This is a genomic window from Nitrosophilus kaiyonis, from assembly GCF_027943725.1.
GTDB classification, from domain to species: Bacteria; Campylobacterota; Campylobacteria; order Campylobacterales; family Nitratiruptoraceae; genus Nitrosophilus_A; species Nitrosophilus_A kaiyonis.
This window is the reverse complement of sequence record NZ_AP025696.1, coordinates 868,130-894,013: the sequence shown is the minus strand read 5'-3', so window position 1 is coordinate 894,013 and position 25,884 is coordinate 868,130. Positions and strand designations below refer to the sequence as shown.

41 protein-coding genes are annotated in these 25,884 nt (G+C 32.0%); 25 read left to right on the top strand and 16 right to left on the bottom strand.

Annotated features, from left to right (window positions below; translation table 11 throughout):
• Nucleotides 1-5: 5 nt before the first annotated feature.
• Both QML81_RS04785 and QML81_RS04780 read right to left on the bottom strand, forming a co-directional pair.
• Nucleotides 6-965 carry a major capsid protein gene (locus tag QML81_RS04785; RefSeq protein ID WP_281950274.1) on the bottom strand — a complete coding sequence of 320 codons (960 nt, stop codon included), beginning with the start codon at nucleotides 963-965 and terminating at the stop codon, nucleotides 6-8.
• Nucleotides 966-976: 11 nt separating this feature from the next.
• Nucleotides 977-1,648 (bottom strand): phage scaffolding protein, encoded by a 672-nt coding sequence (locus QML81_RS04780; protein ID WP_281950273.1) that lies wholly within the window; start codon nucleotides 1,646-1,648, stop codon nucleotides 977-979.
• Between the two features lie 102 nt (nucleotides 1,649-1,750).
• Here QML81_RS04780 and QML81_RS04775 point away from each other — a divergent pair, with 102 nt between their 5' ends.
• Genes QML81_RS04775 through QML81_RS04760 form a run of 4 tightly spaced genes read left to right on the top strand, consistent with a single transcriptional unit; the run spans nucleotide 1,751 to nucleotide 4,193 of the window.
• The gene (locus QML81_RS04775) at nucleotides 1,751-2,044 is read left to right on the top strand and encodes a hypothetical protein (RefSeq protein ID WP_281950272.1); all 294 of its coding nucleotides are present in this window, start codon (nucleotides 1,751-1,753) and stop codon (nucleotides 2,042-2,044) included.
• A gap of 1 nt (nucleotide 2,045) precedes the next feature.
• Nucleotides 2,046-2,417: a hypothetical protein gene (locus QML81_RS04770; protein WP_281950271.1), complete on the top strand. Its 372-nt coding sequence runs from the start codon at nucleotides 2,046-2,048 to the stop codon at nucleotides 2,415-2,417.
• On the top strand, nucleotides 2,414-2,926 hold the full coding sequence (locus tag QML81_RS04765) for a hypothetical protein (RefSeq protein ID WP_281950270.1): 513 nt from the start codon (nucleotides 2,414-2,416) through the stop codon (nucleotides 2,924-2,926). The genes QML81_RS04770 and QML81_RS04765 overlap by 4 nt, the downstream gene beginning before the upstream one ends.
• Complete coding sequence (locus QML81_RS04760; RefSeq protein ID WP_281950269.1) at nucleotides 2,916-4,193, top strand: hypothetical protein; 1,278 nt, start codon at nucleotides 2,916-2,918, stop codon at nucleotides 4,191-4,193. The genes QML81_RS04765 and QML81_RS04760 overlap by 11 nt, the downstream gene beginning before the upstream one ends.
• 133 nt (nucleotides 4,194-4,326) lie before the next feature.
• On the opposite strand, the gene QML81_RS04755 is transcribed toward QML81_RS04760, so the two are convergent.
• The 9 genes from QML81_RS04755 to QML81_RS04715 all read right to left on the bottom strand — a co-directional run bounded on the left by QML81_RS04755 (nucleotide 4,327) and on the right by QML81_RS04715 (nucleotide 10,688).
• A complete protein-coding gene (locus tag QML81_RS04755) occupies nucleotides 4,327-5,754 on the bottom strand; it encodes a hypothetical protein (RefSeq protein WP_281950268.1) in 1,428 nt (475 codons plus the stop codon).
• Nucleotides 5,751-6,008, bottom strand: coding sequence for a hypothetical protein (locus QML81_RS04750; RefSeq protein ID WP_281950267.1), 258 nt, complete (start codon nucleotides 6,006-6,008; stop codon nucleotides 5,751-5,753). Before QML81_RS04750 ends, QML81_RS04755 begins: the two co-directional genes overlap by 4 nt.
• Nucleotides 6,005-7,201: a PBSX family phage terminase large subunit gene (locus QML81_RS04745; protein ID WP_281950266.1), complete on the bottom strand. Its 1,197-nt coding sequence runs from the start codon at nucleotides 7,199-7,201 to the stop codon at nucleotides 6,005-6,007. Before QML81_RS04745 ends, QML81_RS04750 begins: the two co-directional genes overlap by 4 nt.
• A complete protein-coding gene (locus tag QML81_RS04740) occupies nucleotides 7,188-7,574 on the bottom strand; it encodes a terminase small subunit (RefSeq protein ID WP_281950265.1) in 387 nt (128 codons plus the stop codon). Before QML81_RS04740 ends, QML81_RS04745 begins: the two co-directional genes overlap by 14 nt.
• On the bottom strand, nucleotides 7,567-7,959 hold the full coding sequence (locus QML81_RS04735) for a VRR-NUC domain-containing protein (protein ID WP_281950264.1): 393 nt from the start codon (nucleotides 7,957-7,959) through the stop codon (nucleotides 7,567-7,569). Before QML81_RS04735 ends, QML81_RS04740 begins: the two co-directional genes overlap by 8 nt.
• A gap of 187 nt (nucleotides 7,960-8,146) precedes the next feature.
• On the bottom strand, nucleotides 8,147-8,923 hold the full coding sequence (locus QML81_RS04730; protein WP_281950263.1) for a hypothetical protein: 777 nt from the start codon (nucleotides 8,921-8,923) through the stop codon (nucleotides 8,147-8,149).
• 9 nt (nucleotides 8,924-8,932) lie between these two features.
• Nucleotides 8,933-9,853: a DnaB-like helicase C-terminal domain-containing protein gene (locus QML81_RS04725; RefSeq protein ID WP_281952026.1), complete on the bottom strand. Its 921-nt coding sequence runs from the start codon at nucleotides 9,851-9,853 to the stop codon at nucleotides 8,933-8,935.
• Nucleotides 9,850-10,203, bottom strand: a complete 354-nt coding sequence (locus tag QML81_RS04720) for a DnaB-like helicase N-terminal domain-containing protein (protein WP_281952025.1) — start codon at nucleotides 10,201-10,203, stop codon at nucleotides 9,850-9,852. Before QML81_RS04720 ends, QML81_RS04725 begins: the two co-directional genes overlap by 4 nt.
• Nucleotides 10,200-10,688, bottom strand: a complete 489-nt coding sequence (locus tag QML81_RS04715; protein WP_281952024.1) for a phage regulatory CII family protein — start codon at nucleotides 10,686-10,688, stop codon at nucleotides 10,200-10,202. The genes QML81_RS04720 and QML81_RS04715 overlap by 4 nt, the downstream gene beginning before the upstream one ends.
• 365 nt (nucleotides 10,689-11,053) lie before the next feature.
• Between QML81_RS04715 and QML81_RS04710 the strand changes: the two genes are divergently transcribed.
• From QML81_RS04710 to QML81_RS04695, 4 genes are all read left to right on the top strand, one after another.
• The gene (locus QML81_RS04710; protein ID WP_281952023.1) at nucleotides 11,054-11,764 is read left to right on the top strand and encodes a S24 family peptidase; all 711 of its coding nucleotides are present in this window, start codon (nucleotides 11,054-11,056) and stop codon (nucleotides 11,762-11,764) included.
• 3 nt (nucleotides 11,765-11,767) lie between these two features.
• Nucleotides 11,768-12,523, top strand: coding sequence for a hypothetical protein (locus QML81_RS04705; protein ID WP_281952022.1), 756 nt, complete (start codon nucleotides 11,768-11,770; stop codon nucleotides 12,521-12,523).
• 81 nt (nucleotides 12,524-12,604) lie between these two features.
• Nucleotides 12,605-12,970, top strand: a complete 366-nt coding sequence (locus QML81_RS04700; RefSeq protein WP_281952021.1) for a hypothetical protein — start codon at nucleotides 12,605-12,607, stop codon at nucleotides 12,968-12,970.
• Nucleotides 12,971-12,979: 9 nt separating this feature from the next.
• A complete protein-coding gene (locus tag QML81_RS04695; RefSeq protein WP_281952020.1) occupies nucleotides 12,980-14,002 on the top strand; it encodes a beta family protein in 1,023 nt (340 codons plus the stop codon).
• Here QML81_RS04695 and QML81_RS04690 read toward each other — a convergent pair.
• The 5 genes from QML81_RS04690 to QML81_RS04670 form a co-directional block, all read right to left on the bottom strand.
• Nucleotides 13,980-14,648, bottom strand: a complete 669-nt coding sequence (locus QML81_RS04690; protein ID WP_281952019.1) for a sce7726 family protein — start codon at nucleotides 14,646-14,648, stop codon at nucleotides 13,980-13,982. The two genes, QML81_RS04695 and QML81_RS04690, sit on opposite strands and share 23 nt — an antisense overlap.
• 52 nt (nucleotides 14,649-14,700) lie before the next feature.
• Entirely contained in the window at nucleotides 14,701-14,928 is a 228-nt protein-coding gene (locus tag QML81_RS04685; RefSeq protein ID WP_281952018.1) for a hypothetical protein, read from the bottom strand.
• A gap of 146 nt (nucleotides 14,929-15,074) precedes the next feature.
• Nucleotides 15,075-16,058, bottom strand: coding sequence for a hypothetical protein (locus QML81_RS04680; protein ID WP_281952017.1), 984 nt, complete (start codon nucleotides 16,056-16,058; stop codon nucleotides 15,075-15,077).
• 306 nt (nucleotides 16,059-16,364) lie between these two features.
• A complete protein-coding gene (locus tag QML81_RS04675) occupies nucleotides 16,365-16,607 on the bottom strand; it encodes a hypothetical protein (protein WP_281952016.1) in 243 nt (80 codons plus the stop codon).
• A complete protein-coding gene (locus tag QML81_RS04670; RefSeq protein WP_281952015.1) occupies nucleotides 16,604-16,831 on the bottom strand; it encodes a hypothetical protein in 228 nt (75 codons plus the stop codon). The genes QML81_RS04675 and QML81_RS04670 overlap by 4 nt, the downstream gene beginning before the upstream one ends.
• A gap of 161 nt (nucleotides 16,832-16,992) precedes the next feature.
• Between QML81_RS04670 and QML81_RS04665 the strand changes: the two genes are divergently transcribed.
• From QML81_RS04665 to QML81_RS04585, 17 genes are all read left to right on the top strand, one after another.
• Nucleotides 16,993-17,256, top strand: a complete 264-nt coding sequence (locus QML81_RS04665) for a hypothetical protein (RefSeq protein ID WP_281952014.1) — start codon at nucleotides 16,993-16,995, stop codon at nucleotides 17,254-17,256.
• A gap of 3 nt (nucleotides 17,257-17,259) precedes the next feature.
• Complete coding sequence (locus QML81_RS04660; RefSeq protein ID WP_281952013.1) at nucleotides 17,260-17,409, top strand: hypothetical protein; 150 nt, start codon at nucleotides 17,260-17,262, stop codon at nucleotides 17,407-17,409.
• On the top strand, nucleotides 17,406-18,281 hold the full coding sequence (locus tag QML81_RS04655; protein ID WP_281952012.1) for a hypothetical protein: 876 nt from the start codon (nucleotides 17,406-17,408) through the stop codon (nucleotides 18,279-18,281). The genes QML81_RS04660 and QML81_RS04655 overlap by 4 nt, the downstream gene beginning before the upstream one ends.
• 1 nt (nucleotide 18,282) lies before the next feature.
• Nucleotides 18,283-19,059, top strand: coding sequence for a RecT family recombinase (locus QML81_RS04650; RefSeq protein ID WP_281952011.1), 777 nt, complete (start codon nucleotides 18,283-18,285; stop codon nucleotides 19,057-19,059).
• Nucleotides 19,056-19,484, top strand: a complete 429-nt coding sequence (ssb, locus tag QML81_RS04645; RefSeq protein ID WP_281952010.1) for a single-stranded DNA-binding protein — start codon at nucleotides 19,056-19,058, stop codon at nucleotides 19,482-19,484. The genes QML81_RS04650 and ssb overlap by 4 nt, the downstream gene beginning before the upstream one ends.
• Nucleotides 19,485-19,495: 11 nt before the next feature.
• Nucleotides 19,496-19,699: a DUF3310 domain-containing protein gene (locus QML81_RS04640; RefSeq protein WP_281952009.1), complete on the top strand. Its 204-nt coding sequence runs from the start codon at nucleotides 19,496-19,498 to the stop codon at nucleotides 19,697-19,699.
• 75 nt (nucleotides 19,700-19,774) lie between these two features.
• Nucleotides 19,775-20,215 (top strand): hypothetical protein, encoded by a 441-nt coding sequence (locus QML81_RS04635; protein ID WP_281952008.1) that lies wholly within the window; start codon nucleotides 19,775-19,777, stop codon nucleotides 20,213-20,215.
• Nucleotides 20,216-20,225: 10 nt separating this feature from the next.
• Nucleotides 20,226-20,756 carry a helix-turn-helix domain-containing protein gene (locus QML81_RS04630; RefSeq protein WP_281952007.1) on the top strand — a complete coding sequence of 177 codons (531 nt, stop codon included), beginning with the start codon at nucleotides 20,226-20,228 and terminating at the stop codon, nucleotides 20,754-20,756.
• A gap of 144 nt (nucleotides 20,757-20,900) precedes the next feature.
• A complete protein-coding gene (locus QML81_RS04625) occupies nucleotides 20,901-21,704 on the top strand; it encodes a phage antirepressor N-terminal domain-containing protein (protein WP_281952006.1) in 804 nt (267 codons plus the stop codon).
• A 142-nt stretch (nucleotides 21,705-21,846) separates the two neighbouring features.
• Entirely contained in the window at nucleotides 21,847-22,134 is a 288-nt protein-coding gene (locus QML81_RS04620) for an HU family DNA-binding protein (RefSeq protein WP_281952005.1), read from the top strand.
• Nucleotides 22,134-22,556 (top strand): hypothetical protein, encoded by a 423-nt coding sequence (locus tag QML81_RS04615; protein ID WP_281952004.1) that lies wholly within the window; start codon nucleotides 22,134-22,136, stop codon nucleotides 22,554-22,556. The genes QML81_RS04620 and QML81_RS04615 overlap by 1 nt, the downstream gene beginning before the upstream one ends.
• 94 nt (nucleotides 22,557-22,650) lie before the next feature.
• Complete coding sequence (locus QML81_RS04610) at nucleotides 22,651-23,160, top strand: helix-turn-helix domain-containing protein (RefSeq protein WP_281952003.1); 510 nt, start codon at nucleotides 22,651-22,653, stop codon at nucleotides 23,158-23,160.
• Nucleotides 23,106-23,633 carry a hypothetical protein gene (locus QML81_RS04605; RefSeq protein WP_281952002.1) on the top strand — a complete coding sequence of 176 codons (528 nt, stop codon included), beginning with the start codon at nucleotides 23,106-23,108 and terminating at the stop codon, nucleotides 23,631-23,633. The genes QML81_RS04610 and QML81_RS04605 overlap by 55 nt, the downstream gene beginning before the upstream one ends.
• Nucleotides 23,634-23,662: 29 nt before the next feature.
• Nucleotides 23,663-24,031 (top strand): hypothetical protein, encoded by a 369-nt coding sequence (locus QML81_RS04600; RefSeq protein ID WP_281952001.1) that lies wholly within the window; start codon nucleotides 23,663-23,665, stop codon nucleotides 24,029-24,031.
• Complete coding sequence (locus QML81_RS04595; RefSeq protein WP_281952000.1) at nucleotides 24,024-24,242, top strand: hypothetical protein; 219 nt, start codon at nucleotides 24,024-24,026, stop codon at nucleotides 24,240-24,242. The genes QML81_RS04600 and QML81_RS04595 overlap by 8 nt, the downstream gene beginning before the upstream one ends.
• Nucleotides 24,243-24,480: 238 nt before the next feature.
• Nucleotides 24,481-24,744: a helix-turn-helix domain-containing protein gene (locus QML81_RS04590; RefSeq protein WP_281951999.1), complete on the top strand. Its 264-nt coding sequence runs from the start codon at nucleotides 24,481-24,483 to the stop codon at nucleotides 24,742-24,744.
• Between the two features lie 40 nt (nucleotides 24,745-24,784).
• Nucleotides 24,785-25,867 carry a tyrosine-type recombinase/integrase gene (locus QML81_RS04585; protein WP_281951998.1) on the top strand — a complete coding sequence of 361 codons (1,083 nt, stop codon included), beginning with the start codon at nucleotides 24,785-24,787 and terminating at the stop codon, nucleotides 25,865-25,867.
• Nucleotides 25,868-25,884: the final 17 nt, after the last annotated feature.

The window sequence follows — 25,884 nt, the reverse complement described above, 5'->3', positions numbered from 1 at the left end:
TATTCCTATGAAGTTTTAGCTACAACACCTGCGGCAGCTTTAATATCGCTGACGAGCGTCCAGCTTGCAGTGCTACCAAGAACAGAGTCGCTTGGATTTATACCTTGAGCCTTGTTGTAACTAAATCCTTTTACTTTGATTGTATATGCACCTTCTGCCTTAAATCTATATCCAGCATTTTCTTGCGTAATATCAAGGTCACTTAATATTTTCACAATTTCACTTTCATCAATTGTGATAGCACCCGGAGTTAGTCCAAGCGTATAATATCCGTTCTCATCTGTTCCATCGCCGTTGATGTCCTCACTCCATTGAAGTGCTGCATTGTCAACCATCCATAATTTTCTCCCCAATGTTCCAATTTGAGCACTATATACAGCGCCGTAACTTATCTGATCTGCTGTAGCATTTAGTGCATTTTGAAGCAGTTGATATGCAACCATAGAAGGAGCTACAAATACTTTCACATCTTCATTCATGTCTCCAAGCTTAAAAACTGCATTAGCAAGAGTTTGAACATCGGCTGCAGTAGTACCATCTCCCGCAACAAGCTCTGTTCTTGACGTAAGTGCTGCAACTAACGCTATAAGCCCTTTTTCTATTGTCCATCGTGAGATTTTTTCACCGATCTTGTTTCCGATTTTAGAGTTCATGTTTTTAACAGTCGTACCATAGCGCTCAAGCTCAGTATTGGTAACAAACAAATCGCCTCTAAAATAGAGTTTTACTGCCACATCTTCGCTTGTAGAGAGTCTTTCTGGTGTTACCGCTGTATCCACTGTTGGATCCCTGCGTACGATGTTTCCAAAATCATCGAAGAATGTTTCCTCGATGTAATCACCTTTATGGATATTTCTACCAACGCTGATTGCACCGCCAGTAGCTGTCTTTGCATTGAGCAAGTTATCCCTGATACTATCAATCGCAGTAGTTTGAATAACTGTATCTTTAATTTGAATTGCCATTTTTCATCTCCTTAATCTGGTAATTGTAAGAATGCTTCCTGCCCGTGTTTTTGGACGAATTCTTCGATATCGTCATCGCTCATTTCGCTCTTTTTCTTGCTCCAGTTTCCGCTTTGAGTATTCTCGATACCGCTTCCTGGATTACCTTTTGCTTTAAAAAGGTTAGGTCGCTCTTCGACTATCGCTTTCAATCCTTCTTCTAAAGGCAAAAGCTCATCACCTTTTTTGAACTTGATCTCGCCATCAATGACATCGATATGTCTTGATTTAAGAAAATCTGCAACAATCTCGCTATCAATAGGCTCATATTCAAATTTTGATAAAGCTCGTGATAGCTCGTTTTCAATTCTTAGATTTCTTGCTGAAGCCTCAAGCTCGCTTAGTCTTTTTGTTAATTCCTCTTTTTCGCTTCTTTCTGCCTCAAGCTCTTTTACGAGTTCATTTTTTCCCTCTTCTTTTGCCTTTTGGATTCTTTCATCCAAAGATGACAATTCAGCCTCAAGCTTCTCTTTGGATTTGGCCACCTCTTCATAATTTTGCTGAAGTTCTTTATATTTGATTCTCCAGCTTGCGGCCTCATCTCTCACGTCTTTTAACGCTTTTCCTATCTCATCATCCAAGGCTTTCGCCACCTCTTCGTCAATCTTCCCTGCCTCAAGCATCTCTTGTAGTTTTTGAAACATTATGACCTCCAGTCTTTTTTTAAAGTTTAAAACTATTTTGTGAATTATTGGGGGTACTACAGTTCATAAATTGATGATAAATTCAAATAAAAAGGATTTTTTATGGTTTATGAGTATAAAGATAGTTTTTTGATAAAAAAAGTAGATGATACAGAACTGCAAGATCTTGAAGATAAAGCTATTAATGAAGCTAATAAACTAAATATCATAGATGAGCTTTATAAAGAGGAGTTTGTAAAAGCAAAAGTTTATATTGAAATAGCAATTCGCCATATAGAAGCAGATGGAATGAAAGAAAAATATGATGTTTACAAAAACCAACTTAATGAAATCTATAAAAAAGCAAAAACAAACTCCCCATCTAATATTTCTAGCATAAACATAACGAGGGGTTGATATGTTTGAATTGCTACTTGATATTAAAAATACTTTACAGGCCATAGGAGCCCAAAGTATAGAGCTTGGCATAGAAGAAGGCATAAGTGCAAATGATACACCATTTATCAGAATTGTTCCATCGCTTAATGAATCAGGTGAATATAATAGAGAAAATCTTGAATTTGAAATTTATATAGGTACAGATATCAAAGATACATTCCAAGAAACATATCAAGAACATATGGATTTTATTAAAGATATAAAAAATGCACTTCATTTAAAACAAATCGGGAGCGGTATCTGCTATTTCCAAAGAGCAGTGTTTGATAAAGACGTAGTAAAAAATTTTAAAGCATCGATGCTGGAATTCACACTGAAGGATATCAGTTGAAAGTAGAGATTCAAGGATTTAGTGAATTACAAAACCTTTTTAAAAAACTTGACAAAGATAGCAGGTGTAATTTACTGGCAAAACTTGCAAACAAAACATACTATTTAGCAAAAAAAAATATGGCCAAACATCACAAAACCGGGAAAATGGAACATAATCTTTATAAAAAAAAGAAGGAATGCGAGGGCGTTGAGATTGGTATTGACGACAATGGGATGTTAATTGATTGGAAAGGCAAAAATATAAATTATGCTATCTTCGTTCATTTTGGAACACAACCACATTTTATTCACCCAAGATTTAAAAAGGCTCTTAGATGGAGCAAAGATGGCAATGTATATCCTTCAAATTACCGAGCAAAAAATAAAGTGCAAGAAAAAACCATATTCTCATTTGCAAAAGCAGTAAAACATCCAGGCTACAAAGGCGATCCATTCCTTTACAAAGCATTGGATGATGCAAGCAAAAAAGTAAATAAAATATTTGGGAGATTTATAGATGGACTATAAAACAATCTGGCAATTTGCCTATGAAGCATATAAAGGAGATGGAGGATTCAGCAATGGTGGATATATTGACAAATATCCAAGAGAAAGCGATGAAAAATACAGCAATAGACAACAGATCGCTTTTTATACTAACCTTTTTGCCCCAAATGTATCAAGATATATAGGCTATATTTTTAAAAATAGACCTATCAGGACTACATCTAATAAATTTATACAAATGATATTCGATGATTGTGACAAAAAAGGGAACAATGTAAACATTTTTATGTCAAATTTTGCGAAAGAATCTAAAGTCAGAGGAATTGGGATAGTTCTTGTAGATATGCCAAAAGATGTTGGACAGACAATAGGCGATCAGCTCAAAAAAAGAGCTTTGCCATTTTTTACTTCTATTGCTCCCGAAGATATTACAGAATATAAAATAGATGCATATGGCAACTTCGAGTACATAAAATTCAAAGATACAATAGATAAATCAGAACCAGGTAATCCAAATATAATAAATGTTGAAAGATACTTTGATAAAACATCATGGATAGTTTATCAAGGTGGAGAAATTATTGAATCTGGTGAACACAATTTAGGTGTAACACCAGCTATGATCTTCAGTGAGACTGGCAAATTTCCTGATATTGGAGAATTCACGCAAGTCGCCTCTATAGCTAAAAGACTTTACAATTTAAGAAGCGAGCTTGATGAAATTATGAGAGGGCAAACTTTCAGTGTCCTTACTATCCAAGCAGATACCCCAAGTGATTTTGAAATAAAACTTTCTACAGACAATGCTATAATTTACGGGAAAGAGATGACTCGCCCAAGTTTTATTGCACCAGAGGTAGGACCTGCAAATATCTATCAAGAAGAGATTGAAAAGCTTGAAGCTTTGATAGACAAAATTACTTACAATTTCACTACAAATCAAGCTCAAGAGAGCGGTATAGCACTTGATATTAAATTCCAAGGGCTAAATAGTTCTTTGTCTAATTTTGCAATGAGGTTGGAAGATTTTGAGGCAAGATTATTTGATATTGTATGTAAATATCTTAATATCACAAATGATGTAACTATTCAATACTCTAAAAACTTTAGCATTGTAGACATTACAAAAGAATTCAGCACGCTTGAAGCATTTAAAGAGCTTGGTTATTCAGCGCCTACATATGAAAGATTAAAACTCCTTCAAATTATTAATAACGATTTAAATTCAATAGACATTGAAGATATGGATAAAATAAAGATAGAATTAGAATATCTAGATAAAAAGTAAAATTTATATATAATATAATTTTAATATAATTATATTATAATTTTAATAGAGCCATAGGTTGACGCGGTGATTCTCCCGGCCGTGCCGCCTCGCACAGAGGAACGGGCAAGAGAGGAGGTGGGAGACCTCTCGCCTATGGCATAAAATCTTTAATTATTTTTATTTTGTTTTTTCTACCTTTTCTCCTTAATCGTTCAATATCTTTTTCTTTTGTTTTTCTGAATGAAGTCAAAAATATAGCTTTACCGGTTTTTGTTGCTTTAAGTGCATAATGATACATATCATCAGAATAAAATGCAATAGCTAATGTTTTTTCACCATCTTTTGCAATAAAATGCGTTCTTCCTATAATCTCATCAAGCTTCAAATAATCTTCTTCAGTCAAATCTTTATGATGATCTAAATTTTTCCTTAAAGATTCTTCGCTTAGAACTACTTTTGTTTCTACGCTTGTAAGTATTTTTGCTAATTCACTACTTATATTACCTATTAAGTAACCGTATTCATTTTTTAAATATTTGGTTTTAAACTTTTTCATTCCAAAATTATACCCAATGACCTCGCTATACTTTCTTATTGGATACTTCGGTCTAAGCCTGTTAAAAATTCTTTCAATATCCTCTCCTTTTTTAAACTCTTCAAGTTTTTGATAGCTGCCCAAAATCTCTTTTTGTTCATATTTAGTAAATTTTGCAATTGTTTCTTTTTGCGCTTGCTTAAAATTTTTTGGTCTAACCTTTTTAAAACGCTCTTTCTGTTTTGATGTTAGGTAATAGGGTATATATTTGCACCTGCAAAATGGATGTAGTGGAAGTGTTCTCATCTCGCTTTTTGGCACTATTCCTTTTCCATACCCAATGTTAAGATTTGCATAAAAATCACAAATATCCTTTTTTGGGTGATATGAACTCATCTCGTATTTTACAAACTCTACTTCATCGTCTTCAAAATACTCAACTGCATTCTGCCAGTTTTTAGCTCTAAAAATCTCAGTTTGTGCTATTCTGTTGGCATAAAATCTTGCTTTTTCTTCAACTGCTGTTTTAAACACTTTATCTAATGCTTTTTTGTTTTGTTTCTCTAATTCTTCTAAAAGCTGAGTATAGCTTGCTCTTAATGGCGAAGTTTTAAGTTTATTAATCTTTTTCAAAAGTTTTCTTTGAGCATTTGGATTATTGAGCTCTTTTTGTAGATATTTTGGCAGCCTCTTTTGTACTTCAATAATCTCCTTATCCCTAAACCCATATCCTTCGTAAAGCTTCCTAGCAAGTTCTCCTATCGTCTTTTTTGATCTGATGTGCTCTTTAATTATATAGCTTGCTCTTTTTACAGCCTCTTTTGCGTTTGCATAGAGTACATCTGATAATTTAGCTCCTATAAGAATTTCTGGCGGGACACTTTTTAAAGTAGATTTGATTTCAGATTCGATGTATTCTCGAACCTTTTCGTTAAACCGTCCAAACTCCTCAAGTAAAATATTTTCTATTTCATTAATAGTATAGCCCTCTTGCAGGAGATCCTTTATCCGTTTATAAAGTTTTTTAGCCTCTTTATCTATCATAATCCATTCTCTTTTATAATTTTATATATCCACCTTCTACTTTTTCTATACTCTTGCGATAGCTTTGTCACGGCTGAAGGTTTACTCATTCCAACTTTACGCATTTTTTTGTAGCTATCAATGATTAACTCGGACACAATTTTACCTTTCGGGAAAGCAATTGCATATCCTGCACAAAATTTAATTACTTTTTTATAATTTTCCTCATCAAGTACAAGTTGCAGAGTTTCAAATGGAAGCGTTTCATATCTCATATCAATCCTATTTTTATTGATTTAGCACTATTTCGCTTACGAATTAGAGGCGATAACGCATATCTAATAGCATCTATACAATGATTATTTTTATCCTCAAGTTGAGGCAAAATATCTCCTGCACTGTTTGTTTTATAGCTATAGAGCCTAAATTCTTCTGCAGTATGTTTACAGTTTGGATTAATAATAATTTTTTCAAAACTTTTCATAAACTCTATCCCATCTTCTATACTCCCTGGCCATTTTGGAGCAGGCTTTATTACAAATCCTCTTGAGTTAAGAAAATTTATAGTTTCAGGTCTCGAGCTATCGGCTCTAATAATATGGTTTCTGCAGCCTTCTACTTTTTCAAAAAGGTTTGGAGTATCATCAAGAGTACAACCAACCTTATAAGCTTCCTGATCTATATAGAGATATTTATCCGATATCCATACTCTTAATAGAGTAGTAGGATCAACTGCAAAACCCCAGTCTGCTCCATAATAAACTTCATCTGAGTTTGTTGTATCAAGTATCCCTAATTTAAATCTATCTTTAAATACTTGTGCCTCGCTATAGGTTATACATTCGCCCTCCCATATGTGCATATACCGCTCATAATCTACTCTTTTGTCATACTCCATCTCCTCTTTTAGAACATCTGGGAAGTATGGATTGTCTTTATAGGTCACCTTTTTGACAAAGGCATTCGATGGAGGGTTGACTACAAAGCGCTGATAGGTTGGATCATCTACAAATTGTGGGTTAAAACTTATCCAAATTTCACTGCCAGGCTTTCTGATAGTTGGGATAAGTATCTGCCAACTCTCTTCGCTTACTGTTTGAGCTTCCTCTACCCAACATATATCCACACCTTCCATTGATTTGATAGATTGTATATTGTGCCTGAGACCTTTAAAAATGAACTCGCTACCAGTTAACTTATTTCTAATCTCTCTTTGTGTCACTTCAAAGTTTGGCAGCTGGTACTTATCTATCAAATCACTTAAAAGTCTATGGACACTATCAGAAATAGAGTTTTGAAACTCTCTTGCACATAAAATTCTAAGTGGTTTAATACTCGCTAAAATTAATAAGGTCAAAGCAAAATTATAACTTTTAGCGCTTCCTCTACCTCCATAATAGACTTTATAACGATATGGCTTTAAAAGCTCTTCAAATGGCTTTAATGGCTTATATTTAATCTTTACCAATAACTATCTCCACATCAACTGGAATTATCCCTTTATGTTCAATCTTTTGAGTATAGTCACCTCTTAATTTGCTTAATTGATCTGCGGCTTTTAGTCTATCTTTCATTTCTACTTCATCATGCCTAATCACTTCAGTATAAAACCGCATAAGCTCCTGTGCGCTCATAATAGCTTCATCTTCTGCTTTTTGTCTAAGCTCTTCAACCCTCGCCGTAATCTCCACCTTCTTTAGCAGTTCATAGGCTTTGTTATTTACACTTTCTGGTTTCATCTTTTTTGTGTTATATGCTTTTCTATACGCCTCGCTAGCGTTTCCAGTTTTGACATACTCTAAGCAAAATTTTTCTTGCTTTTGTGTTAGCTTTTTACCCATCTGTATACTCCCTAATAGCTTTTATCGCTTCATCCCCCGAGTAGCACACAACAGCCTTATATCCTTGTTTATTCAATTCTTTAATCCATCTCTTTTGCTCGTCCCTTAAAAATCCGCCTTTAACCTTCATCTCGATAAAAAGTCCGTGATACTGTCCATTTGGAACAGGAATACACAAATCTGGTACACCTGGACTCATTCCTTCTCGCTTGAGCTTGTTAATATACTTTGAACGCATAGCATGGTTTTTAATTGGTATCCATGCTCCATTTGGAATAGCAAAGATTGGAATTTTGTTCCATCTACAAAACTCAACAACTTTTGATTGCTCATCATGTTCACTTGATTTGTAACTCTTCTTGATCCTACCAAGTATCTTATTCATCTTACCCCTTCAACTGTTTTAAGTTCTTTGGAATCATTCCAAGTCAACAACATCTTACATATACAGCACTTTTTTAAAGTACTATCGTATTCGTCATTCTCGTATCTCATTCCACACTTGGTGCATGTTGCAAAATATCTTTTAAAACTAAATGAATGTTTTTTATTTATTTGCTTCTTTTTAGCCATTATGCAGCATATCCTATAATTTTAATTCTTCCATTAGCCATTAATCTTTCAAAAGTTGAATTATCTAATTCAATATATTCATTTGTTAAAGTTTCAAACCTATTTAGTTCTTTATTGTATTTGCCAGTAACATAATCTGTTTTTCTTTTTATTTCATATACTGGAGTCAGATATCTTCTATAGATCATATTTTCTAAAAAGTTTCTAAGCCATGCAGGTTTTTCTCTATTATCATGTAAATGTCTTATAGATGAAGCTTTTAAAAGATTAATATCCTTAATATCTTCCATAGCTTTTATAAAAGCTTCATATGTTTCTTTATCTCTTATAACTTTTCCACCATTAGTTTGATAAATAAATATTAAATCTTCAAATTTTCTATTAAGTTCAAGCTGTTCTTTATTAGTAGTAGTATATATATTAAATACTTCGCTCGATTGTTGCTCGGCTGTGTTTTTTACTTCCCCAAGTTTTCGGGCTTTTTCCCTGCTCAATTTGCTCGATTTTTGCTCGGACAATTTTTTGACATTATTATAGTGTTGCTCATTTTTCAATTGCCAATGAGCTAAAAATTTATCAATTTCATCTTTAAATTCTTTTATCCATTCATGAGCAGTACTGGGAGATACATTCCACGATTTTGCATAAAATCTTTCTGCATTGTATTCTCCCATCTCCAAATCGTGCCAGTAATCCATAAAAGCCATAGATTTTTTTCTTTTACCAGCTGCTCTTAATTCATTTATATAATCAACTGGATAGGTCTTATAATTCATTCTCATAGTTTATACCCATTCATCTTTATATACTTCCTCGACTATTACACTATTAAATTTCAGTTGATCTTTATCGATGTAGAGCTCTTCACTGAATTCATTCCCGTTTTGCCTGTTTTTGTCACAAATTAAAATTCGTTTATTTTTATTGTCTTTATCTTTTTTTAGATAAAAGATAATATCTGCATCGTATTCAATATCTCCACTGTTTTTAAGCGCTAAATTTTTATTTTTTATATCTTCCTTGCTCATTTGAGCGATTAAAAAAATCAATACTTCATTTTCTATCGCAAGTCTGCTAATCGTGTTAGATATTTCAGAGTATTTTTCAGAAATACTTCTATAGCTTTTATCTGTCTGGATCTTCATTAGAGAATCAATAACAAAAAATCTAGTTCCATTTTTAGACTCAACTCTTATAATGTTCTCAATCTGTGAAAGAGTAAATTTTTTATCAGCTATTTTTAGATTATTTAATATTTTCCCAGATGGGTTTTTCTTTAAAAATCTTTCAGTTATTTTCCATCTTGGCATCTCAAGGCTAAATATTAAAGTTTTAAAACCTGCTGATATGTTATAAAGAATCTGATTTGTAATAAGAGTTTTGCCAGCTCCTTTTTCCCCTGCAAAAACAACCATTTGAGCCATTTCAAAACCGCCTTCAAGATTTTTATCGATTGCTTCAATTGCTGTTGAATATTTTGGTTTTTTTGGCATATTCTTATATTCATCGATTGCCTCTGCAAGAGAAACTATATGGAGATTATTGTCAGTTGTGTTTTTGTAGTATTTTGCAAGTTCAAGCTTTAGATTTGCTTCTTTTTCTAAAAGATTTCCCAATGATTCAAAATCATCATATTTTTTTGCTTTTTCTATATCCGCTCTTATCTGTTTTAAATCTAAAGCAATTTTTTCAATATCAAAACTCATACAATTGCCTTTAAAATATTTTTTGAAAACTTGGACTTTAAATGTTCGTAATATTTTTTAAAACTTTCAAAAGTTAAATTATTTGCAGCTAATACTTCAAGATAATCATTTTTAAAATAATTATCCATATTTTCGATATTAAACTTATCCTCCAATATTGTTGAAGAAGGCGGAAGATTAAACTCTTTACATTTATTTATCATTATTGCAATTTTTCTATGATTTGGATGAGAAAAATATTTCTCCTCAATTTTAAAATCAATAATCTTTTTCTGATCATCATAAAGAGTGAAATCAAGATTCAATATGGTTGAGAGTATTGCTCTTTCAATTGAGATTTGAGTGTTCACTTCAAACTCTCCTGTAGTTCTGCTGCAAGCTTTCTTAATAAATGGGCTGTTTCATTGATTTTGCTTTTTTCTTCTTCATCAAGCACTCCATCAGCAATGGATTCTTTTATTGTTTTGGCCAAAATGCCTTGCACCTCTTCGAGCCCAAATGCTTTAAGCGTAACTGCAATAACTGGATCGTCTGATTTTTGAGATTCGGTTTCTGGCTTGCAAAGCGTGTAGCCAAATTCTTTTGCCATAGCTTCTATAATGCGAGTATCACCTGTGAGTTCAGTAATAGCCATAATCCTATCAACAGATAAAGGTTTATCTGTTCTGTTTGGCTCAAGCTGAGCATATAGATAGCCTTTGGTAGTTCCAAGTTTTTCAGCTACCCACTCGATTTTTTTATATTCTCTATCCATAAAGTCTTTTATTACTGCTTGAGCTGCTTTATAAATTTTTAGGTTCGGCAGCTCTTCGTATCCAAAAATATCGTCAATCATGATGTGACCTTTGGTTGATTTTTCGCCTCATTTCTTCTTGAGGTTGAATCATTAGAGTTGTTATCATTTAAATAAGATTTGATGTCGAGCCAAGCAGAAAAGGGGATTACCCCCTTTTGGTGCAAATCAAACCTAACTTCAGGATTAGGTTTTCTGTCACCTCTTAAAATCATATTTAAAAGAGGCGTGCTTGGCTCATATCCTAATATACTTTTATAAGATTTGATAAGTTCGGTTTTAATTATTTGTCTAATTGTTTTCATAATAAAATAATACGATATGTATTATTAAATACAGCTTAATAATAATCCATTTTGTATTTTTATATCTGATACAATTAGTATTTATTATAAAAAGGGAATAACATGAATTGGTTTGCCAAAAATCTTAGATATTATATGGATAAAAAGAAAATAACTGGCGAGCAATTGGCAAAAAAATTAGGTGTGGCAACTCCTACTGTGATTCATTGGGCAAATGGTAGAAGATTTCCAAGAGATGAGGAAATGATAAGAAAAATAGCTGAAGTATTAGGTGTAACAGAACAAGATTTATTTAATCCATCAAAAAAATTACAAATCCTAAAAGAGGCATTAAAGAACCCAACAAAAGAAACTCTTGATCTTCTCAAATCCCAATACCCAGCTATAGCTGAAACAATAGAAGTTCCAATTCTTAATCATGAGGTATCTGCAGGACATGGTATTGAACCTTTTGAAACAGAAGTTGTGGATAAGTTAATAATCGACAAAGATAAGCTTTTGCCGCAATATCCGCCTGAAAGACTTGAAGGCCTTCAAGTCAGAGGCAATTCCATGGAGCCTTATGTAAGAGATGGAGATTTTGTGATTATATATAGATATAAATTTGACGAGCCTATTGAAAAGATTGATAATATCTATGTAATTAACTATGACAATCAATTAATGGTTAAGCAGATCCAATTTGTAGGTGGCTCAAAAATTAGAATAGTATCTATTAACCCAACCTATCCGCCTATTGAATTAGATATGGAAAATAACCAGGTATTTTTTGCAATAGTTGGAAGAGTTGTTTTGAGGATATTGAAGGGATAGATGGTGCGATATATATTTTTTGTTTTATTATTAGTGTTTCTCACAGGATGTGTACAGCAACCCAATGTGCCAACTGATAGAACAATTGTTTATAAATATAAAAAAAATAGCAATATTGAAAAAATTATAGTAAAAAATCAAAAAAATTATACATTGGGCAAAGTTTATAAAGTTTATATAGGAATGCCTATAATAACAGAAACACATAAAAAAGAGCTAATACACTCAATTAATCCAAGTTCTATATATGAATATAAAGCGTTAATAGATATACCGCCATTTATTAAAAAAGACAAAATATATTATTTATATAGCTATGACAAGTTTGTACCAGAATATCAATATCTGCTTTTGGGAGACTATAACGTACAATACAAAAGAAAAATATTTGTAAAAATAAATAAAAATGGGGATTTGATAGATGACAATATATATGATGTTTTTGGAAATATATTAATTTTTAACGCAATTAATACAAGCAATAATAAAGTTTTTGAAACACTAAGTTCCAAAAAATCAAAATATGTAGTATTAAAAACATTGGAGTCATTTAAAAAAGAGCTTTTATATATGGGGCTTTTAAATAATAATATAAAAATTGTGTATAGAGAATTTTATAACAATATGATAAGAAGCCCATTTACTCAAGAAGTGTTTTATCCTTTCAATAAAAATAAAATAATACGCTATCAAAACTATAAAATAAAAGTTCTTGATGCAAATAATGAATTTATAAAATATAAAGTTATAGAAGATTAAAAAAAGATCAAAGACATTTTGAGATATACGGGAAGGTTGTAAGGTGTATTATATAAATGTAATCCAAAACAAGGGTTAAAGATGAATGAAAGCGAATTTTATAATCTAAAAGAACAGGTAAGTAATCACAAAATATTTATTGAACAACAACTGGAAAAAATAGATATAAAAATCAATCATCTTGAAGAAAAAATTTCTGATATCAAGAATGATATCGGAGATATGAAAGCAATCCTAAAAGAGCTTGAAAATCTTAAAATTGATGTGGGCAATTTAATAAGAGACAATCGTAATGTAGATTATATTATTGATAAAAAAATTAACGACTTTAAAAAAGAGCTTGAAGAAAAAAAATATAAAGATTGGCGATTATGGACAGCAGTGGGTGGAGCGGTTGGTGGGTTTTTGTTTGGTGTTATATCTTTAATAATAAGTATTTACAAATAAGGATTTACAATGTATTACCCGATATTGAAAAATAAAACTAATGAAATGCTTGCCCTTGAAAATGTAAAGTCTCATAATTTCATTCCAATTATAGAGCTTGTAAGCGCAAATCGGATGAAGTATGATGAAGCCAAAAAGATTTTTGAAAAAATAAAACATGAAAATACTATTATGATTGATATACCAAATTATATGAATAACAAAGTTATAGATAAATATGATTTGATTGATCCAAGAAACAGAATAGATTTTTTTGTAAACTTCAAGAAAGAATATAACAATAATATGATTCCAATACTTAGTTTTTACTACACAGATAATATGAAAAAGAGTATAAAAGATAATATTACTGTTCTTAACGGACTGTTAAATGAATTTGATGAAATTGGAATTAGAATCCTTACTGATAAAACATTCAAAAAGGATGATATTGAAATTCTAGAGAACATAGATATATTTATGAATGGTATTTTGAAAAAAATTTACATAATATTAGAGTTTTCCCAAAGCACGGTCAATGAATTGAAATATTTCTTTGATAATTTTGAGATTGATAAATTTAAAAAGGTTATAGTAACTGGAGAGATTCATACCGCAGATTCTTTTTTGGAGAACGATGAACTCCAATGTACTTTGTTTAAAAACAAATTATTAGATTTAGTTCATTTATTGAAAGAAAAATATAGTTCTAAGCAAATAGAATATGGGGATTACACAGTAGTAGATAAAATCAACCAATTTGAAGATGAAGTGAGAGAAGGACCTGTATTTTATGTTCCTTTTTTAAGATGGACTACAAAACATGGAGATATATGTAAATATACAGCTCAAACTGTTGGAAATATGGAACAATATAAAGATCTTTGTAAGCTAATTATAAAACATCCAGATTTTGACCAGAACCATTGTAGTACTTGTAAAGATATATATACATTAGCTAATGGAGGAGATATAAATTATAAAGCAGGTGGAACATGGAAACATAGAATGATAACGCACCATATAACAACTATGGCAGATTACTTGGACTAAGCTTATCAGTGTACTCATATTCGATTTTGAATTTTGTAAATACTGAAATATCGCCAGTTTCTATGTATTTTTTATAGCAGCTTAAATATCGTTGTTTCATAAAAAAACGAAATGTTTTAACAATTTGTGTTTTGGTGCATGTTTTAAGTAAAATTTTCTCTATTTCTTTTCTGTCAAGTTTCTGTAATATTTTCTCATTATTAGATACGATGCCTGCTCGTTTGAAAAAAAGTCTTAATTCTTTCGACCATAATCTTGACAATAATTCGGATAAATCTAAATTTCTATTGATTCTAGCTTTTTTTATAATCTTGAACTCGATTCTATTTCCCTTTTTAAAAGCTTCTATTAAGCCTATTTTTTCATTCAAAAAATCAATTGTAAATTTATCTCTCCAATAAACTACATATATATAATCATAAAAGTTTGAAAAATGTGATATTTGATCCTCTAATCTTTTCAAATTATCTGCTTCACTTTTTAACTCAAATGCATATGTATGACCATTTGTTACTAATACGTCAACGATTCTCATGCGATTTTTATAAACAGTTCCTACTTCTGTAGCAATGCTTTTATTTTGAATTTTTTTGTCTATCCAAGCAATGAAAGCTTCTTTTAGTTCTTTTTCCTTTATCTTCCCCATAATATTATTATAAACAATATTCTATGAAATAATACTTATTCAATTCCTATTGTTACTTTACCCTCCTCACCTCAAACTTCTTATTTATCACAAACACAGCAATTCCATACTTTTTAGCTAATCTCTTTATTTTACCGATATATCTATTATCTCGCCTGGTCTCCTGAATTAGAACTATTCCAGGCTTTTTACCCGTCATCATTGCATAATATAGCGCCTGCCCTATACTCTCAAAAGCTTTTCGCCCAAAATCAACTTCAAAAGCATATGTATTTGTCAAGCAATCTACACGAGAACCTTCATACAGGCGATATTCCATTTTTCCATGCACTTTGTTGCAGAAGATCTCTTGATAGACTTTCTCTTTGTGGAGATGTTTGGCGTGGAGCAATAAACAAAATATAAAAAAAATAATATATTTATACATTATATTTTTGGGAGATTTATAATTAAGTTGTGTGCAAACCAGCTATCTATCCCATAAAAAGTTAAAGGTTTAGCATTGCCATTTTTTTGAATAGTGATCCCATTCTCAAAAGGCTCAGATGTAATTATGCTCTTAATTGGTATTTTTTTCTTTTCACTTTCACCTATAAAAAAAAGATTTTTAGAGCTTATTATAAACATACCATTGTCAACAACTTCTTTTGAAGATACTTTTACACGTTCTCCTTTAAAAGCTCCTTTTCTATAATAAAGTCCTTTTGCAATTCTGATACTAAATCCATCGGTGCCACCTACATATTTTGTTCTTGTTACTTCTTTTATCAATGAAACATTTTCTTTTAAATATAATATAACTTCATTATTTCCCAATATTACAGGAACATTACCTCTTAATTCAATATTAGGTATCTCGTGTTTGACAATTATACTGTATAATATTTTTGCATTATAAAGATCCGAATTATCTTTTAAATCAATATTATAATTTTTAGAAATACTAGCAATTATACACTCTTCATTTTCATCAAGCAATCCATCATTAAGTGATTCTTGTATATAATCATATAAGGCTTTTTTTATAACTTTATCTGGTTGTTTTGCACTAGATACACATTTGTTTATATTGTTTATTATTTCTTCTTCCTTTGTTTCTTTGCATTTATCCACCATCATATTTATAGCATTTTTTACACATTCAAAATTTTTGATATCATCTTTATTTACTTTTGTGTTATAGTCTTTTTTGCTTGCAGTTATACTACTTCCATATACTTTATCATGAGCTATTTTATAAGAAATATATATTAAAATCAGACTTATACCAAAAATCATAAAACTTGCAAAGCTGCTATTTGCTTGTTCTTTTGGAAGCGATTCAACAATAAATACAAGAATTAGAAACATAAATAAAAATAATATTATAAAGTACCACAAAAAAGATAATATTTTTTTTATTTTCTCCATATTCTTATCCTTATCACTTTTTTTATAGTCTATCAAAAATAATAATACGAATTGTATTATATTTAAGCAATATTTAATAATACATATCGTATCATTTCATTAGAGCAACACAAAAACGCTCTAAACTCTTTGACAACTCAACCCCTTTGGCAGGAAAGCACCTGGAGAGATTCCAGGAAGGGGTTAAATAACCGCTGGTAGCCGAGCCACGACAGCGGGACAAATCTTGAATCGCCGACTCTAAAATTAATCTTGCCAATCCATATATGACTCCTTTCTTTCATCCTAGAGTCGGCGCTTGAGGGTTTAATCTTTATCTATCCATTTTTGGATTGTTTTTCCAAAAATATCATGTTTGCGGAATTTTTGAGAATATTTTCCATAAATTATCCCAACCATTGTAATGAGAATATAAAGAGGAAGTAGATGTTTATTACTAAATACCCATATATATATGGCTGTAAGAATTATGGCAATTACAGATATTACAAACAAATCAATTAATAAATTCAGGAAAACGCCGATGAGATATTTTGTATTTTTTTTCATTCTTTTTCTTCTCCCATATATATTTGATTTTCTTGTAAAAGTTTTTGGATTGTCTTTTCTAATTTATCTTTTCTTAGGTTCGGCAGCATTATTAATGCTGATCTTAATGATTTCAGTGTGGCGATGCAAGTTAAAAGTTTACGACTTAAAAATCCAATTGCTCCTAAAAGCGTTGCAATTATTGCAGGAACAGAAATAATCTCAAATAATTCTTTTAACGTCATGATAAGCCTTTAAATTGAGCTAAAAAAATTATATCAAATCAAAGGAGAGAAACCATGAAAGCCACAAAACTACAAAAAACATTGTTAAAAATACTCTCTAAACATAAATTATCAGTAGGACAGGCTGCATGGTATTTCAATTTCTTGTTGAGAGGTGCATCATGTTAGATCTTACGGATTTCAGCTTTGCAGTTGATTATAAAAGAGATTTTAGACTGCAAATAAGAGAGGTGATACGTGAGAATGAACATTATGAAGAGAATGGCGAGGTTATCCAGGATGGATTATCAAAAATGGAAATGCTTGAAATATTCCTTGATGAGCTTGATATTGACGGCAAGGATGAGATTTTAAACTTTGCAAGAAAATATCAGCTTGAAGAGGAATTTAAAAGAATTAGAGCACATTTGGCTTATAAAGGATGAATTATGGAATGGATAGAGATTTTAACTCCGTTAGCAGGAGCAATGCTGTTTCTATATTTATTGGTTTCAGCAGCTGGAGAAAACAGCAATTGTAAAGATTTAGATGTTTATGAGCCATTTGGATATGACAAATGGAGAAAGGTAGAGAGATGAAAAACGAAAAAATAAGAGCTTCAATAGCTCATAAATGCACCAAATGTTTAGTTGATTATCTTTTGAACGGACAGGATGAAAGCCAAAGCGGAAGTGCTTTGATGGGGACGTTAATCCACAATGGCTTCATCCCATACTATGAAAAAATAATCGGTAGGCGTATAGTATATCGTGAAAAAGCTTTAGAAAACGAATATTTTACTGGACATATTGATGGATTTATCAAAGCAGAAAACAAGCTCTTTGAGCTAAAAACAGTAAACAGCTGGAAATTTCAAAAAATAAAAGAGCCACTAGATGAACATATAACACAGGTGCATATCTATATGTATATGCTAGGTATTAAAGAAGCTCATATTGTATATCTAAACCGTGATAATGGCGAACATAAAGCCTTTGATGTTAGTTTTACTCCTATTATATATAAAGCAATTGAGCATAAGGCAAAAGAAGCGATTGAACTTGCAAAGCAAGGAGTAGAACCAAATGAGATAGAACTTGATGAGTTTGAAACTTGCGATCCATACTGCAAATTCAAAACAAAAAGTCTTTATAAAAAGCCAGAGGATGAAAAAGAGTTGCAAGAACTGCAGCATAAAGATGAACTTGCGGAACTTTTTAACAAGCGCCAAACTTTGGCTTCACAAATTGCAGAACTTGATACACAAAAAAAAGAAGCGGAAGAGCGCATAAAACAGATAATGAGCGAGGAAAATGCAAAAAAGATAGTTGATCTAGGTATCAGCTTTATACAATCTAATAGAAGCTATTTTGACAGCAAAACATTTAAAGCTAAATATCCTGAACTTTACAGCAATTTTACAAAAACAAGCGTATCACAATCGCTTAGATTTCCAAAGATAGGAGCATAAAATGGGAGCAGTAACAACAATAACACAAGACAAACTTAATGAATATCTAAAGCTTAGCGGTATGGCTAATCTGCCATCAAAAGTAAAAGCAACTTTTCTTGAATTAGCAGGTTTACATGGATTAAATCCTTTTAAAAATGAGATTTATCTTTTGCCTTTTGAAACATACAACCCTAATACCAGGCAAAAAGAAACACAATATACAATCATTACTGGATATCAAACTTTTATCAAGAAAGCAAATCAAACTGGAAAGTTAACAGGATGGAAAGCTGAGATATTAAAAGATGGGCAAAATATAATAGGTGCAAAAGTAACTATCTGGCGCAAAGACTGGGAACATCCATTTGTATGGGAAGTTGATTTTGAGGAATTTGCAAGAAAGAAAAAAGACGGATCTCTTATGGGAAACTGGGCAACTATGCCTGGTTTTATGATTAGAAAAGTAGCTATTGCGCAGGCTTTTAGGCTCTGTTTTGAAGGTGAAGTAGATATGCACGGTCTTTATGAAGAGGCTGAAGTTGATAAGATGAAAGATGAGGCAATTGATGCTGAAATAGAAGAAAAACAAGATATTAAAAAAGAGTTCGCTAATTATCTTCTAAACAACTCTATACCAAAACAGGCATTGAAGCAATTTAGCGAATATGCAAAAGAAGCAGGTTTTGATTTGACAGATGACAAAGTAAAACAAAAACTTTTAGATGACAAAGAGAGTTTAAATAGACTTATTGAAAACTTTCTTGACAGTGTCTTAGAAGCTGAGGAGACAGCATGAGTTTCAATAAAATAATACTTCTGGGCAATATCACAAGAGACATAGAACTGCGCTACACACCAACAGGCACTGCGATAGCAAAAACAGCTATCGCTACCAATCGAAAGTACAAGACTCAAGCAGGCGAGCAAAAAGAGGAAGTTTGCTTTGTGGACCTCACTTTTTTTGGAAGATCTGCCGAAATTGCCAATCAATACCTTGGTAAAGGTAAGCAAGTATTGATTGAAGGAAGATTGGTGCAGGAGCATTGGGTAGATAACAGCGGACAAAAACGAAGTAAACACTCTGTACATGTTGAAACAATGCAGATGTTGGGAAACAAACAGGAAGCGCAAAAGCAGACAACTCAGCCAACGCAACCTGCTCAACAGCCAAAACAAAATATTCCAGAGATGGATATAGATGATGATTCAATTCCGTTCTGATAAGGCAGCCAATGAAACAAAAACAGATCGGAGGCAATCACTACATCAAACACAAAATCCAGGTGTGGGACATAGTAGATGAATACAACCTCGACTTCTATGAGGGCAACATCCTCAAGTATCTACTCAGATACAAAGACAAAAATGGAGTCGAGGATCTCAAAAAGATGCAGCACTATTTGGAGAAACTGATAGAAAGGGAGAGTAAAAAATAAGTGTGATTAGGATAAAATAAGTTAAATCATTCTGACACAAAATAATAGTTTTGTGTAAAATAAAAAGGAAAAGTTATGGCAGATATGAAAAACATTGAGCTTTTTGATATCTATGTAGGCTATATATTCAACAAGCTCTATGATGATTTTCCTGTATGCAAAGATTTTGATACAACAAAATGTGTAAAAGAAATCAATGGAGCTACTGCCAATATAGATACAAAAAGAAAAGAGTATGTATTTAGTGAAACACTCTTTTGGCTCAAAGAAAATGGAATTATTGAAATAGAAAAGCCACACCAAAGAACAATTACAATTGGTACTGGACTTGAGCCTTTTCCATATTTTACATGTGTTAGACTAACTGCCAAAGGCTTGGCAATATTAAAGAAAGTGCCAGACAGTATAAGCGATAAAAAAACAATAGGCGAAGAGATTACGGAGGCGGTTAAAAACGGCTTCAAAGAACGAGTTACTGATATGGTAAAACTGGCTCTTGAATATATTGTGAGTTAAAGGATGGATAATGAAGGAAAATGAAAGAATAATGCAATACTGGTATAATCACAAGTGTGAATTTTTTGAATTACTTGATAATTTATTAAAAAAATATAATATACACCCAATTCAACATGCAGGTGCAATATTTAATGATTTCCAACATTGGTTGCAATCACGTAACGATATTAAAAATACAAACCCTTATTTTATGGTGGATGAATGGCTTGCTATTAGAAAAAATACTGATAGATTGTTTGAAGAAGGCTATGATTCAACTCCAATTAATAAAATAAAAAGTGAATTTTGCATGGAAGAGAACAAACAAAATAATGAAAACATAGTAAAAAAAGTTTGTAAAGAGCTGGGACTAACCTATAAACAGCTTGGAGAGCGGATAGGTGTAAGCGAAAGTAGTTTAAGAAGTGCAGCTTCAACAGGTAAAATAAGTAATCAAGTAAAAAGAGCAATCGAACTATATCTTGAAAATCTCCAATTAAAACAAGAGCTTGAAAAATTTGAACAACTCAAAAAACTCCTAAAAGAGATAACTTCTTAAAGGTATTGTGTTTAAGCATAATACCTTTTTACAACATATATTTAATATAAATGTTGTAATTTTAAACAAAATCCCTTGACAAATATTGTAATTTTATATTATCATTTCAACTGATGATATAAAATTACAACAAAGGGATTAAAAATGAGTGCAAAATTACAACTTGTCAAATTCCATTCTGATATTATTGAGGTTGTTGAGGCTGAAGTTGTAGAGAATGATTTTGTTTCTATTGCAGCTAATAAAAGTGGGATTGTTAATGAAAAAGGCTATTTTATAGTTGTAAAGAGAGTTTGTGAAAATTTAAAGCTACATTATGAAACTCAGTTCAAAAAGTTAAAATCTAATCCTACATACAAAACACAGCTTGTAGAAGTTTCTACAAAAGGTGGAAAGCAAAAAGCATTTTGTATTCCCCTTTCAAAATTATATGCTTGGCTTTATACTATCAATCCAAAAAGAGTCAAGCCAGAAGTGAGAGAAAAACTTTTAAAATATCAAGAAGAGTGTCAAGATGTTCTTTACAATCACTTCATCCAAAAAGCCACAATGCATTGCCCAGCCTCAGACAACCTAAACACACGCATAGCAGGCTACAAAGGACAGCTTGCGTTAAGGAAAAAAGAGATTGAGCGATTGAGATTTGAGCTGCTTGCCTGTAAAGAAAAAAGTAGAGAAGATATCCTGCTCCAACACTCTATTCTTGATTTAGCAGGCTCACTTGCAAGACAGCAAGAAGAGCTACAGGAGTGGGCATTCCATCTTGAATATGTAGCCAAAAGAGTTAAAGATATAGCAAAAAGCACAGAGCACCATCTAAAAGCATTTGAAAAATATAAAAATGCAAAATCAAATGCAAAAGCTCAAAAGCAAAGAGCTAAAAAAGAAATGCAATGGGAGAGATATTTACTAAAACAAAAATCAAAAAAGGACAAATCTACAAACTAAAGGATAATGTCTATGGCTTTGACAAAGAGGCAAAAGTTGTAAGCATTGATAGTAAGCATATCAAGCTTATAGGACTAAATACTAAAGAAACTATGTTTATCTCAAGAGAAACATTTGAAAGGTGTTATGAGGAGATGAAGCAATGATAACCAAAACTCAACTACTCAATGAAATAGCTAACGAGCTAAGTCAGGAATACAAAGGTATGACAAAAAAAGCTATTAAGACAATAGCCTCTTCTATTTTAAACAAAATAAGCGAACACCTGCAAAATGGCGAAGATATAAGAATTATTGGTTTTGCAAGCTTCAGAGTGAGAAAAAAGAAAGGCGATAAGATAAAAGTTTTTGATTTTGAAACCGCTCAGATGAGAGAAATAACTTTAAAAAGAAACATTATAACCGCAAGAATATCTAAAAAGGCGAGATGATGAAAACACTACCAAAAGATTTTGAAAAAGCATACAAAGAGCTACCAGAAGCAGCAGCTTGCGGTACAGCAGATCCGATTTGGATTTTGTATGACTATATAGCTGAAATACCAGAAGCTGCATTTGAACAAATAGAATATGATGACAGAGTGGAATATAGAGGTGCTGATGATGAGCCAGGCATTTTTTACGCGGGAACTGATGAGCCTGTCAGTGATGAATGGCTCGTTGATAATGGTTATGCTGTTTGGGTGCCAAGATTTTATGGGGCATATACAACTAAAGAAGAAGCCTATAAAGCACTGGAAACAAGACCTTACGCCTTTAAAAAACCAGTAATTTACTGTGAATCTCTCTTTTATAGTGATCCTGCCTTAAAATGGCTAATTAGGAGTATACATTATGATATGCGAAGTATATGACTACTGCCCAATCCAAAAGGATTGCGAAAATTGCCCACAGTGGTATAAAAGCTATATAAAAACATGTAAAGAAGAAGGAAAAGAACCTACCGATATGAGACCGATACAGTTTCACAGCTATGATGTAACACCTACAAAAGGAGATGAGATGACTTGGGAAGAGACTGCTAAAAAAATAGACGAAGAGGCTATGGCTTTAGCTCAAAAATCGCTTAATAGAATCAGCTATGAAGATGCGGCAAAAGAGTTAGGCGTAAAAGAAAAAACAATTTATGACTATATATCAAAAGGAAGGCTTAAAAGCGATAAAAAAGGATATGTAACAAGAGAAAGTGTTGAAAAATATAAAGCAAAAAGAACAAAAAATTTAGAAGCGATAAAACAAAAAGAAATTAAACAAACTAATGAAACAACAGCGAAACAGATAAAGCCGATAGACGAAGCAACAAAAGAAGATAGCGCAGATACCGAATATATAGTAACAAAAGGCGAGCTAAAAGAAGCTCTAAATACAGCTATGAAACTTGGATATGAGAAAGGAAAGAGCGAATGCAAAAGAGAAAAAATAGATCTAAAAGGAATGCTAAATCTAATCGCTTCGTGAGAGAAATTTGTCTGCTTCATTTTGCATATTCGCAATTGATAACCGCATACGAACATGCTCAAAAGACATTCAAAGAGCTAAAAAAGCAAGAAATAGACGAAAAAAGCAAAAAAGTTATGGACCATGACGAGATAGTTTTGGGCTATCTAATGCGTGAAATGGGCATGAAAATGGCAGTATATCTAAAATATGCCGATACTGCCCACAATGTTTTTTTGAAAATTGCAAAAGGAATAACGGCAGATAAAATCTCAAACTTGGAAATGTTTGCAGCTGTGATGATAAAGTACTGGGAGCTTCCAGGAAAAAAACACATACATTTTAGCAAAATCTTTAAAGACTATGTTTACGAGATAGACATGATTGCTTTTGATGAAGTTGAAGATGAGAGAAAAAACATGGCAAAGACTTCAAAAGTCGCAGAGATAATTGTTAGGCAGTTTATGGCTGGGGATTATTTGGAGTTTAGATAAGGGAAGCAAAAAATTAAAAGGATTCCAATATGAATTTAACAAAATTATCAATTAAGTTTGGATTCCAAGAGGATTATTTAGGTTGTTTGAAGCGCAGAAATACAGAAAAATATAAAGCGATAGTCTCGAATCCAAAAGTATATATAGCAAAAGTAGAGAGCATGGTAAACAAAATGATGGAAATACATCAGGAATTGATAGAAAAAGAGAGCCTTTATAAGTTTTCAAAAATACTCGTGAAGCACAAGATAATCAAACACAGACAAAGCATTTATTCTTTTTTTGACAAATTTTACAGGGCAAGAACCAGTGATAGGGAAATTATTAGTATACCATGGAATCAAGTTAAAAAGATGGAGCAAGTGATTAGATTGTATAAAGGAGCAACTGATGATTAAAAAATACGATGATAACTACATTAATTTAAACAGCATAAGCGCGGTTACAAAAATATATAAATTCAAATTAGACAATGTGCAATATTGGAGCTTTGATGTAATTTTGAATGGCAAGAAAATTGAATTTGAAGATTATGACGAAATAAGAATCCAAATATTAAGAGAAAAAATAATAAACGATTGGATAAGGATTACCAATGCCAACTCTTGAAGAACTTTACGGCTGCACACTTGAAGAGTATGCAGTCTATCACGATACAACGATAGAGGTTTTGATAAAGAAAACTGAAAAAGATATAGAGCTTTTATAAGAAAACTATCAAGCAAATTATGCAAGCAGAAATGAAGAGCTAACACCAAGGGAGCTTGATATTGCTCAAGCAATACAACTAAAAATAGCTCAAAAAAGAAAACATCTTGAGAGATTGAAGATGTGGAAAGGATAACCCATGTCCTACGCAAAAAATAGAATGAAAATAGAATTAAACGATATCTATTTAACAATAGAGGAAGCAGCAGACTATATAAGAGTGCATCCAGACAGCATATATAAACTTATTAATGACGGTACTTTTGTCCTAAACAAACACTATTATCGCCCAAAAGGTCTAAAGATTATCCGCATCAAAAAAAGCGCTCTTGATGAATTTATGATGAACGCCGAAAGCGAAGCCGAAAAACTTGCTGAGGATCTTTTAAAGAATGTGTGCTAAAATAGCAAAGTCTGCTGGCACCTTAAAAGGAGGTGCAAAAATGGCTTCCGTTTTCACACGAAACGGCGTTCTTTACATTCAATATATGTTTAATGGGCGGAAAATTCAAAGAAGCACGAAGCTAAAAGATACAAAAGAGAACAGAAAGTATATAGAAAAAGAGGTTATCCCAGCTCTTGAGCGCAAACTTGCTCTTGGCATAACAGATGATAAAAGATTGATTAAGTATGCAAATCTGTATCTCAAAGAAAAGGAGCATCTTAAAACATATCCACAGCTTGAAAGAATAGTGGATGTGATATTGAATTATTTTGGAGCAAATACTGAGATAGATAAAATCAAAACGTCCCAAATAAGAATGTGGTTAAAATCTTTTAACAGAAAAAGATCCACTATCCAAAACTATAAAACTGCTCTCAAGGGTATTTTTGATATGGCTATTGAAGATGAAATAATTGATAGAAATCCAGTAACTGCCATACAAATTAAAACAAATGAACAAAAGCCAGAAATAACTCCATTCTCACCTGAAGAAGTAAGAGCCTTGCTTAAAAATTCTCAAGGCTGGTTTAGGAATTTTTTAGGGATAGCCTTTTATACTGGTATGCGTACAGGTGAGATAATGGGATTGCAAATCAATGATATACAGGATGATTATATCATAGTTAGGCGCTCAATACGAAATGGGATAATTTCTACTACAAAAACAAATAAAGAAAGAGTGGTTCCTATACTTGAGCCTGCAAGAATATTTATTATGGAGCAGTTAAAAATAGCTAAAGAAAAAAGGACTCTTTTTCTTTTTACTGATGAGAATAACAAACATTTTCATTCAGCTTGGCAGTTTAAAGCAAAATGGAAAAATTTGCTTCGTGCTTGCAAAATTGCTGACAGTAAAAGGATGTATAATACAAGGCATACTTTTATAGTTTCAATGCTTAAATCAAATAGTGTCTCAGTTATGGAATTAGCGCAGATTGTGGGACATGTAGGACCAGAAATGATATATAAAAATTACGCAAGATATATCAAAGGCGAACAGCTCAAAATCAATAGAAATTTAGACCCATTTGCTGACAATTTTGCTGACAGTTCAAACCTTAAACGAAAATTCAATGCTTAAGAAGCCCCGTAACACCG

Bases quoted from the DNA above. Each gene is read 5' to 3' on its own strand.
- QML81_RS04785 (WP_281950274.1), bottom strand. From the start codon at position 965: ATGGCAATTCAAATTAAAGATACAGTTATTCAAACTACTGCGATTGAT.
- QML81_RS04780 (WP_281950273.1), bottom strand. From the start codon at position 1,648: ATGTTTCAAAAACTACAAGAGATGCTTGAGGCAGGGAAGATTGACGAA.
- QML81_RS04775 (WP_281950272.1), top strand. From the start codon at position 1,751: ATGGTTTATGAGTATAAAGATAGTTTTTTGATAAAAAAAGTAGATGAT.
- QML81_RS04770 (WP_281950271.1), top strand. From the start codon at position 2,046: ATGTTTGAATTGCTACTTGATATTAAAAATACTTTACAGGCCATAGGA.
- QML81_RS04760 (WP_281950269.1), top strand. From the start codon at position 2,916: ATGGACTATAAAACAATCTGGCAATTTGCCTATGAAGCATATAAAGGA.
- QML81_RS04755 (WP_281950268.1), bottom strand. From the start codon at position 5,754: ATGATAGATAAAGAGGCTAAAAAACTTTATAAACGGATAAAGGATCTC.
- QML81_RS04750 (WP_281950267.1), bottom strand. From the start codon at position 6,008: ATGAGATATGAAACGCTTCCATTTGAAACTCTGCAACTTGTACTTGAT.
- QML81_RS04740 (WP_281950265.1), bottom strand. From the start codon at position 7,574: ATGGGTAAAAAGCTAACACAAAAGCAAGAAAAATTTTGCTTAGAGTAT.
- QML81_RS04735 (WP_281950264.1), bottom strand. From the start codon at position 7,959: ATGAATAAGATACTTGGTAGGATCAAGAAGAGTTACAAATCAAGTGAA.
- QML81_RS04730 (WP_281950263.1), bottom strand. From the start codon at position 8,923: ATGAATTATAAGACCTATCCAGTTGATTATATAAATGAATTAAGAGCA.
- QML81_RS04725 (WP_281952026.1), bottom strand. From the start codon at position 9,853: ATGAGTTTTGATATTGAAAAAATTGCTTTAGATTTAAAACAGATAAGA.
- QML81_RS04715 (WP_281952024.1), bottom strand. From the start codon at position 10,688: ATGATTGACGATATTTTTGGATACGAAGAGCTGCCGAACCTAAAAATT.
- QML81_RS04710 (WP_281952023.1), top strand. From the start codon at position 11,054: ATGAATTGGTTTGCCAAAAATCTTAGATATTATATGGATAAAAAGAAA.
- QML81_RS04700 (WP_281952021.1), top strand. From the start codon at position 12,605: ATGAATGAAAGCGAATTTTATAATCTAAAAGAACAGGTAAGTAATCAC.
- QML81_RS04695 (WP_281952020.1), top strand. From the start codon at position 12,980: ATGTATTACCCGATATTGAAAAATAAAACTAATGAAATGCTTGCCCTT.
- QML81_RS04690 (WP_281952019.1), bottom strand. From the start codon at position 14,648: ATGGGGAAGATAAAGGAAAAAGAACTAAAAGAAGCTTTCATTGCTTGG.
- QML81_RS04680 (WP_281952017.1), bottom strand. From the start codon at position 16,058: ATGGAGAAAATAAAAAAAATATTATCTTTTTTGTGGTACTTTATAATA.
- QML81_RS04675 (WP_281952016.1), bottom strand. From the start codon at position 16,607: ATGAAAAAAAATACAAAATATCTCATCGGCGTTTTCCTGAATTTATTA.
- QML81_RS04670 (WP_281952015.1), bottom strand. From the start codon at position 16,831: ATGACGTTAAAAGAATTATTTGAGATTATTTCTGTTCCTGCAATAATT.
- QML81_RS04665 (WP_281952014.1), top strand. From the start codon at position 16,993: ATGTTAGATCTTACGGATTTCAGCTTTGCAGTTGATTATAAAAGAGAT.
- QML81_RS04660 (WP_281952013.1), top strand. From the start codon at position 17,260: ATGGAATGGATAGAGATTTTAACTCCGTTAGCAGGAGCAATGCTGTTT.
- QML81_RS04655 (WP_281952012.1), top strand. From the start codon at position 17,406: ATGAAAAACGAAAAAATAAGAGCTTCAATAGCTCATAAATGCACCAAA.
- QML81_RS04650 (WP_281952011.1), top strand. From the start codon at position 18,283: ATGGGAGCAGTAACAACAATAACACAAGACAAACTTAATGAATATCTA.
- ssb (WP_281952010.1), top strand. From the start codon at position 19,056: ATGAGTTTCAATAAAATAATACTTCTGGGCAATATCACAAGAGACATA.
- QML81_RS04640 (WP_281952009.1), top strand. From the start codon at position 19,496: ATGAAACAAAAACAGATCGGAGGCAATCACTACATCAAACACAAAATC.
- QML81_RS04635 (WP_281952008.1), top strand. From the start codon at position 19,775: ATGGCAGATATGAAAAACATTGAGCTTTTTGATATCTATGTAGGCTAT.
- QML81_RS04630 (WP_281952007.1), top strand. From the start codon at position 20,226: ATGAAGGAAAATGAAAGAATAATGCAATACTGGTATAATCACAAGTGT.
- QML81_RS04625 (WP_281952006.1), top strand. From the start codon at position 20,901: ATGAGTGCAAAATTACAACTTGTCAAATTCCATTCTGATATTATTGAG.
- QML81_RS04620 (WP_281952005.1), top strand. From the start codon at position 21,847: ATGATAACCAAAACTCAACTACTCAATGAAATAGCTAACGAGCTAAGT.
- QML81_RS04615 (WP_281952004.1), top strand. From the start codon at position 22,134: ATGAAAACACTACCAAAAGATTTTGAAAAAGCATACAAAGAGCTACCA.
- QML81_RS04610 (WP_281952003.1), top strand. From the start codon at position 22,651: ATGAGACCGATACAGTTTCACAGCTATGATGTAACACCTACAAAAGGA.
- QML81_RS04605 (WP_281952002.1), top strand. From the start codon at position 23,106: ATGCAAAAGAGAAAAAATAGATCTAAAAGGAATGCTAAATCTAATCGC.
- QML81_RS04600 (WP_281952001.1), top strand. From the start codon at position 23,663: ATGAATTTAACAAAATTATCAATTAAGTTTGGATTCCAAGAGGATTAT.
- QML81_RS04595 (WP_281952000.1), top strand. From the start codon at position 24,024: ATGATTAAAAAATACGATGATAACTACATTAATTTAAACAGCATAAGC.
- QML81_RS04590 (WP_281951999.1), top strand. From the start codon at position 24,481: ATGTCCTACGCAAAAAATAGAATGAAAATAGAATTAAACGATATCTAT.
- QML81_RS04585 (WP_281951998.1), top strand. From the start codon at position 24,785: ATGGCTTCCGTTTTCACACGAAACGGCGTTCTTTACATTCAATATATG.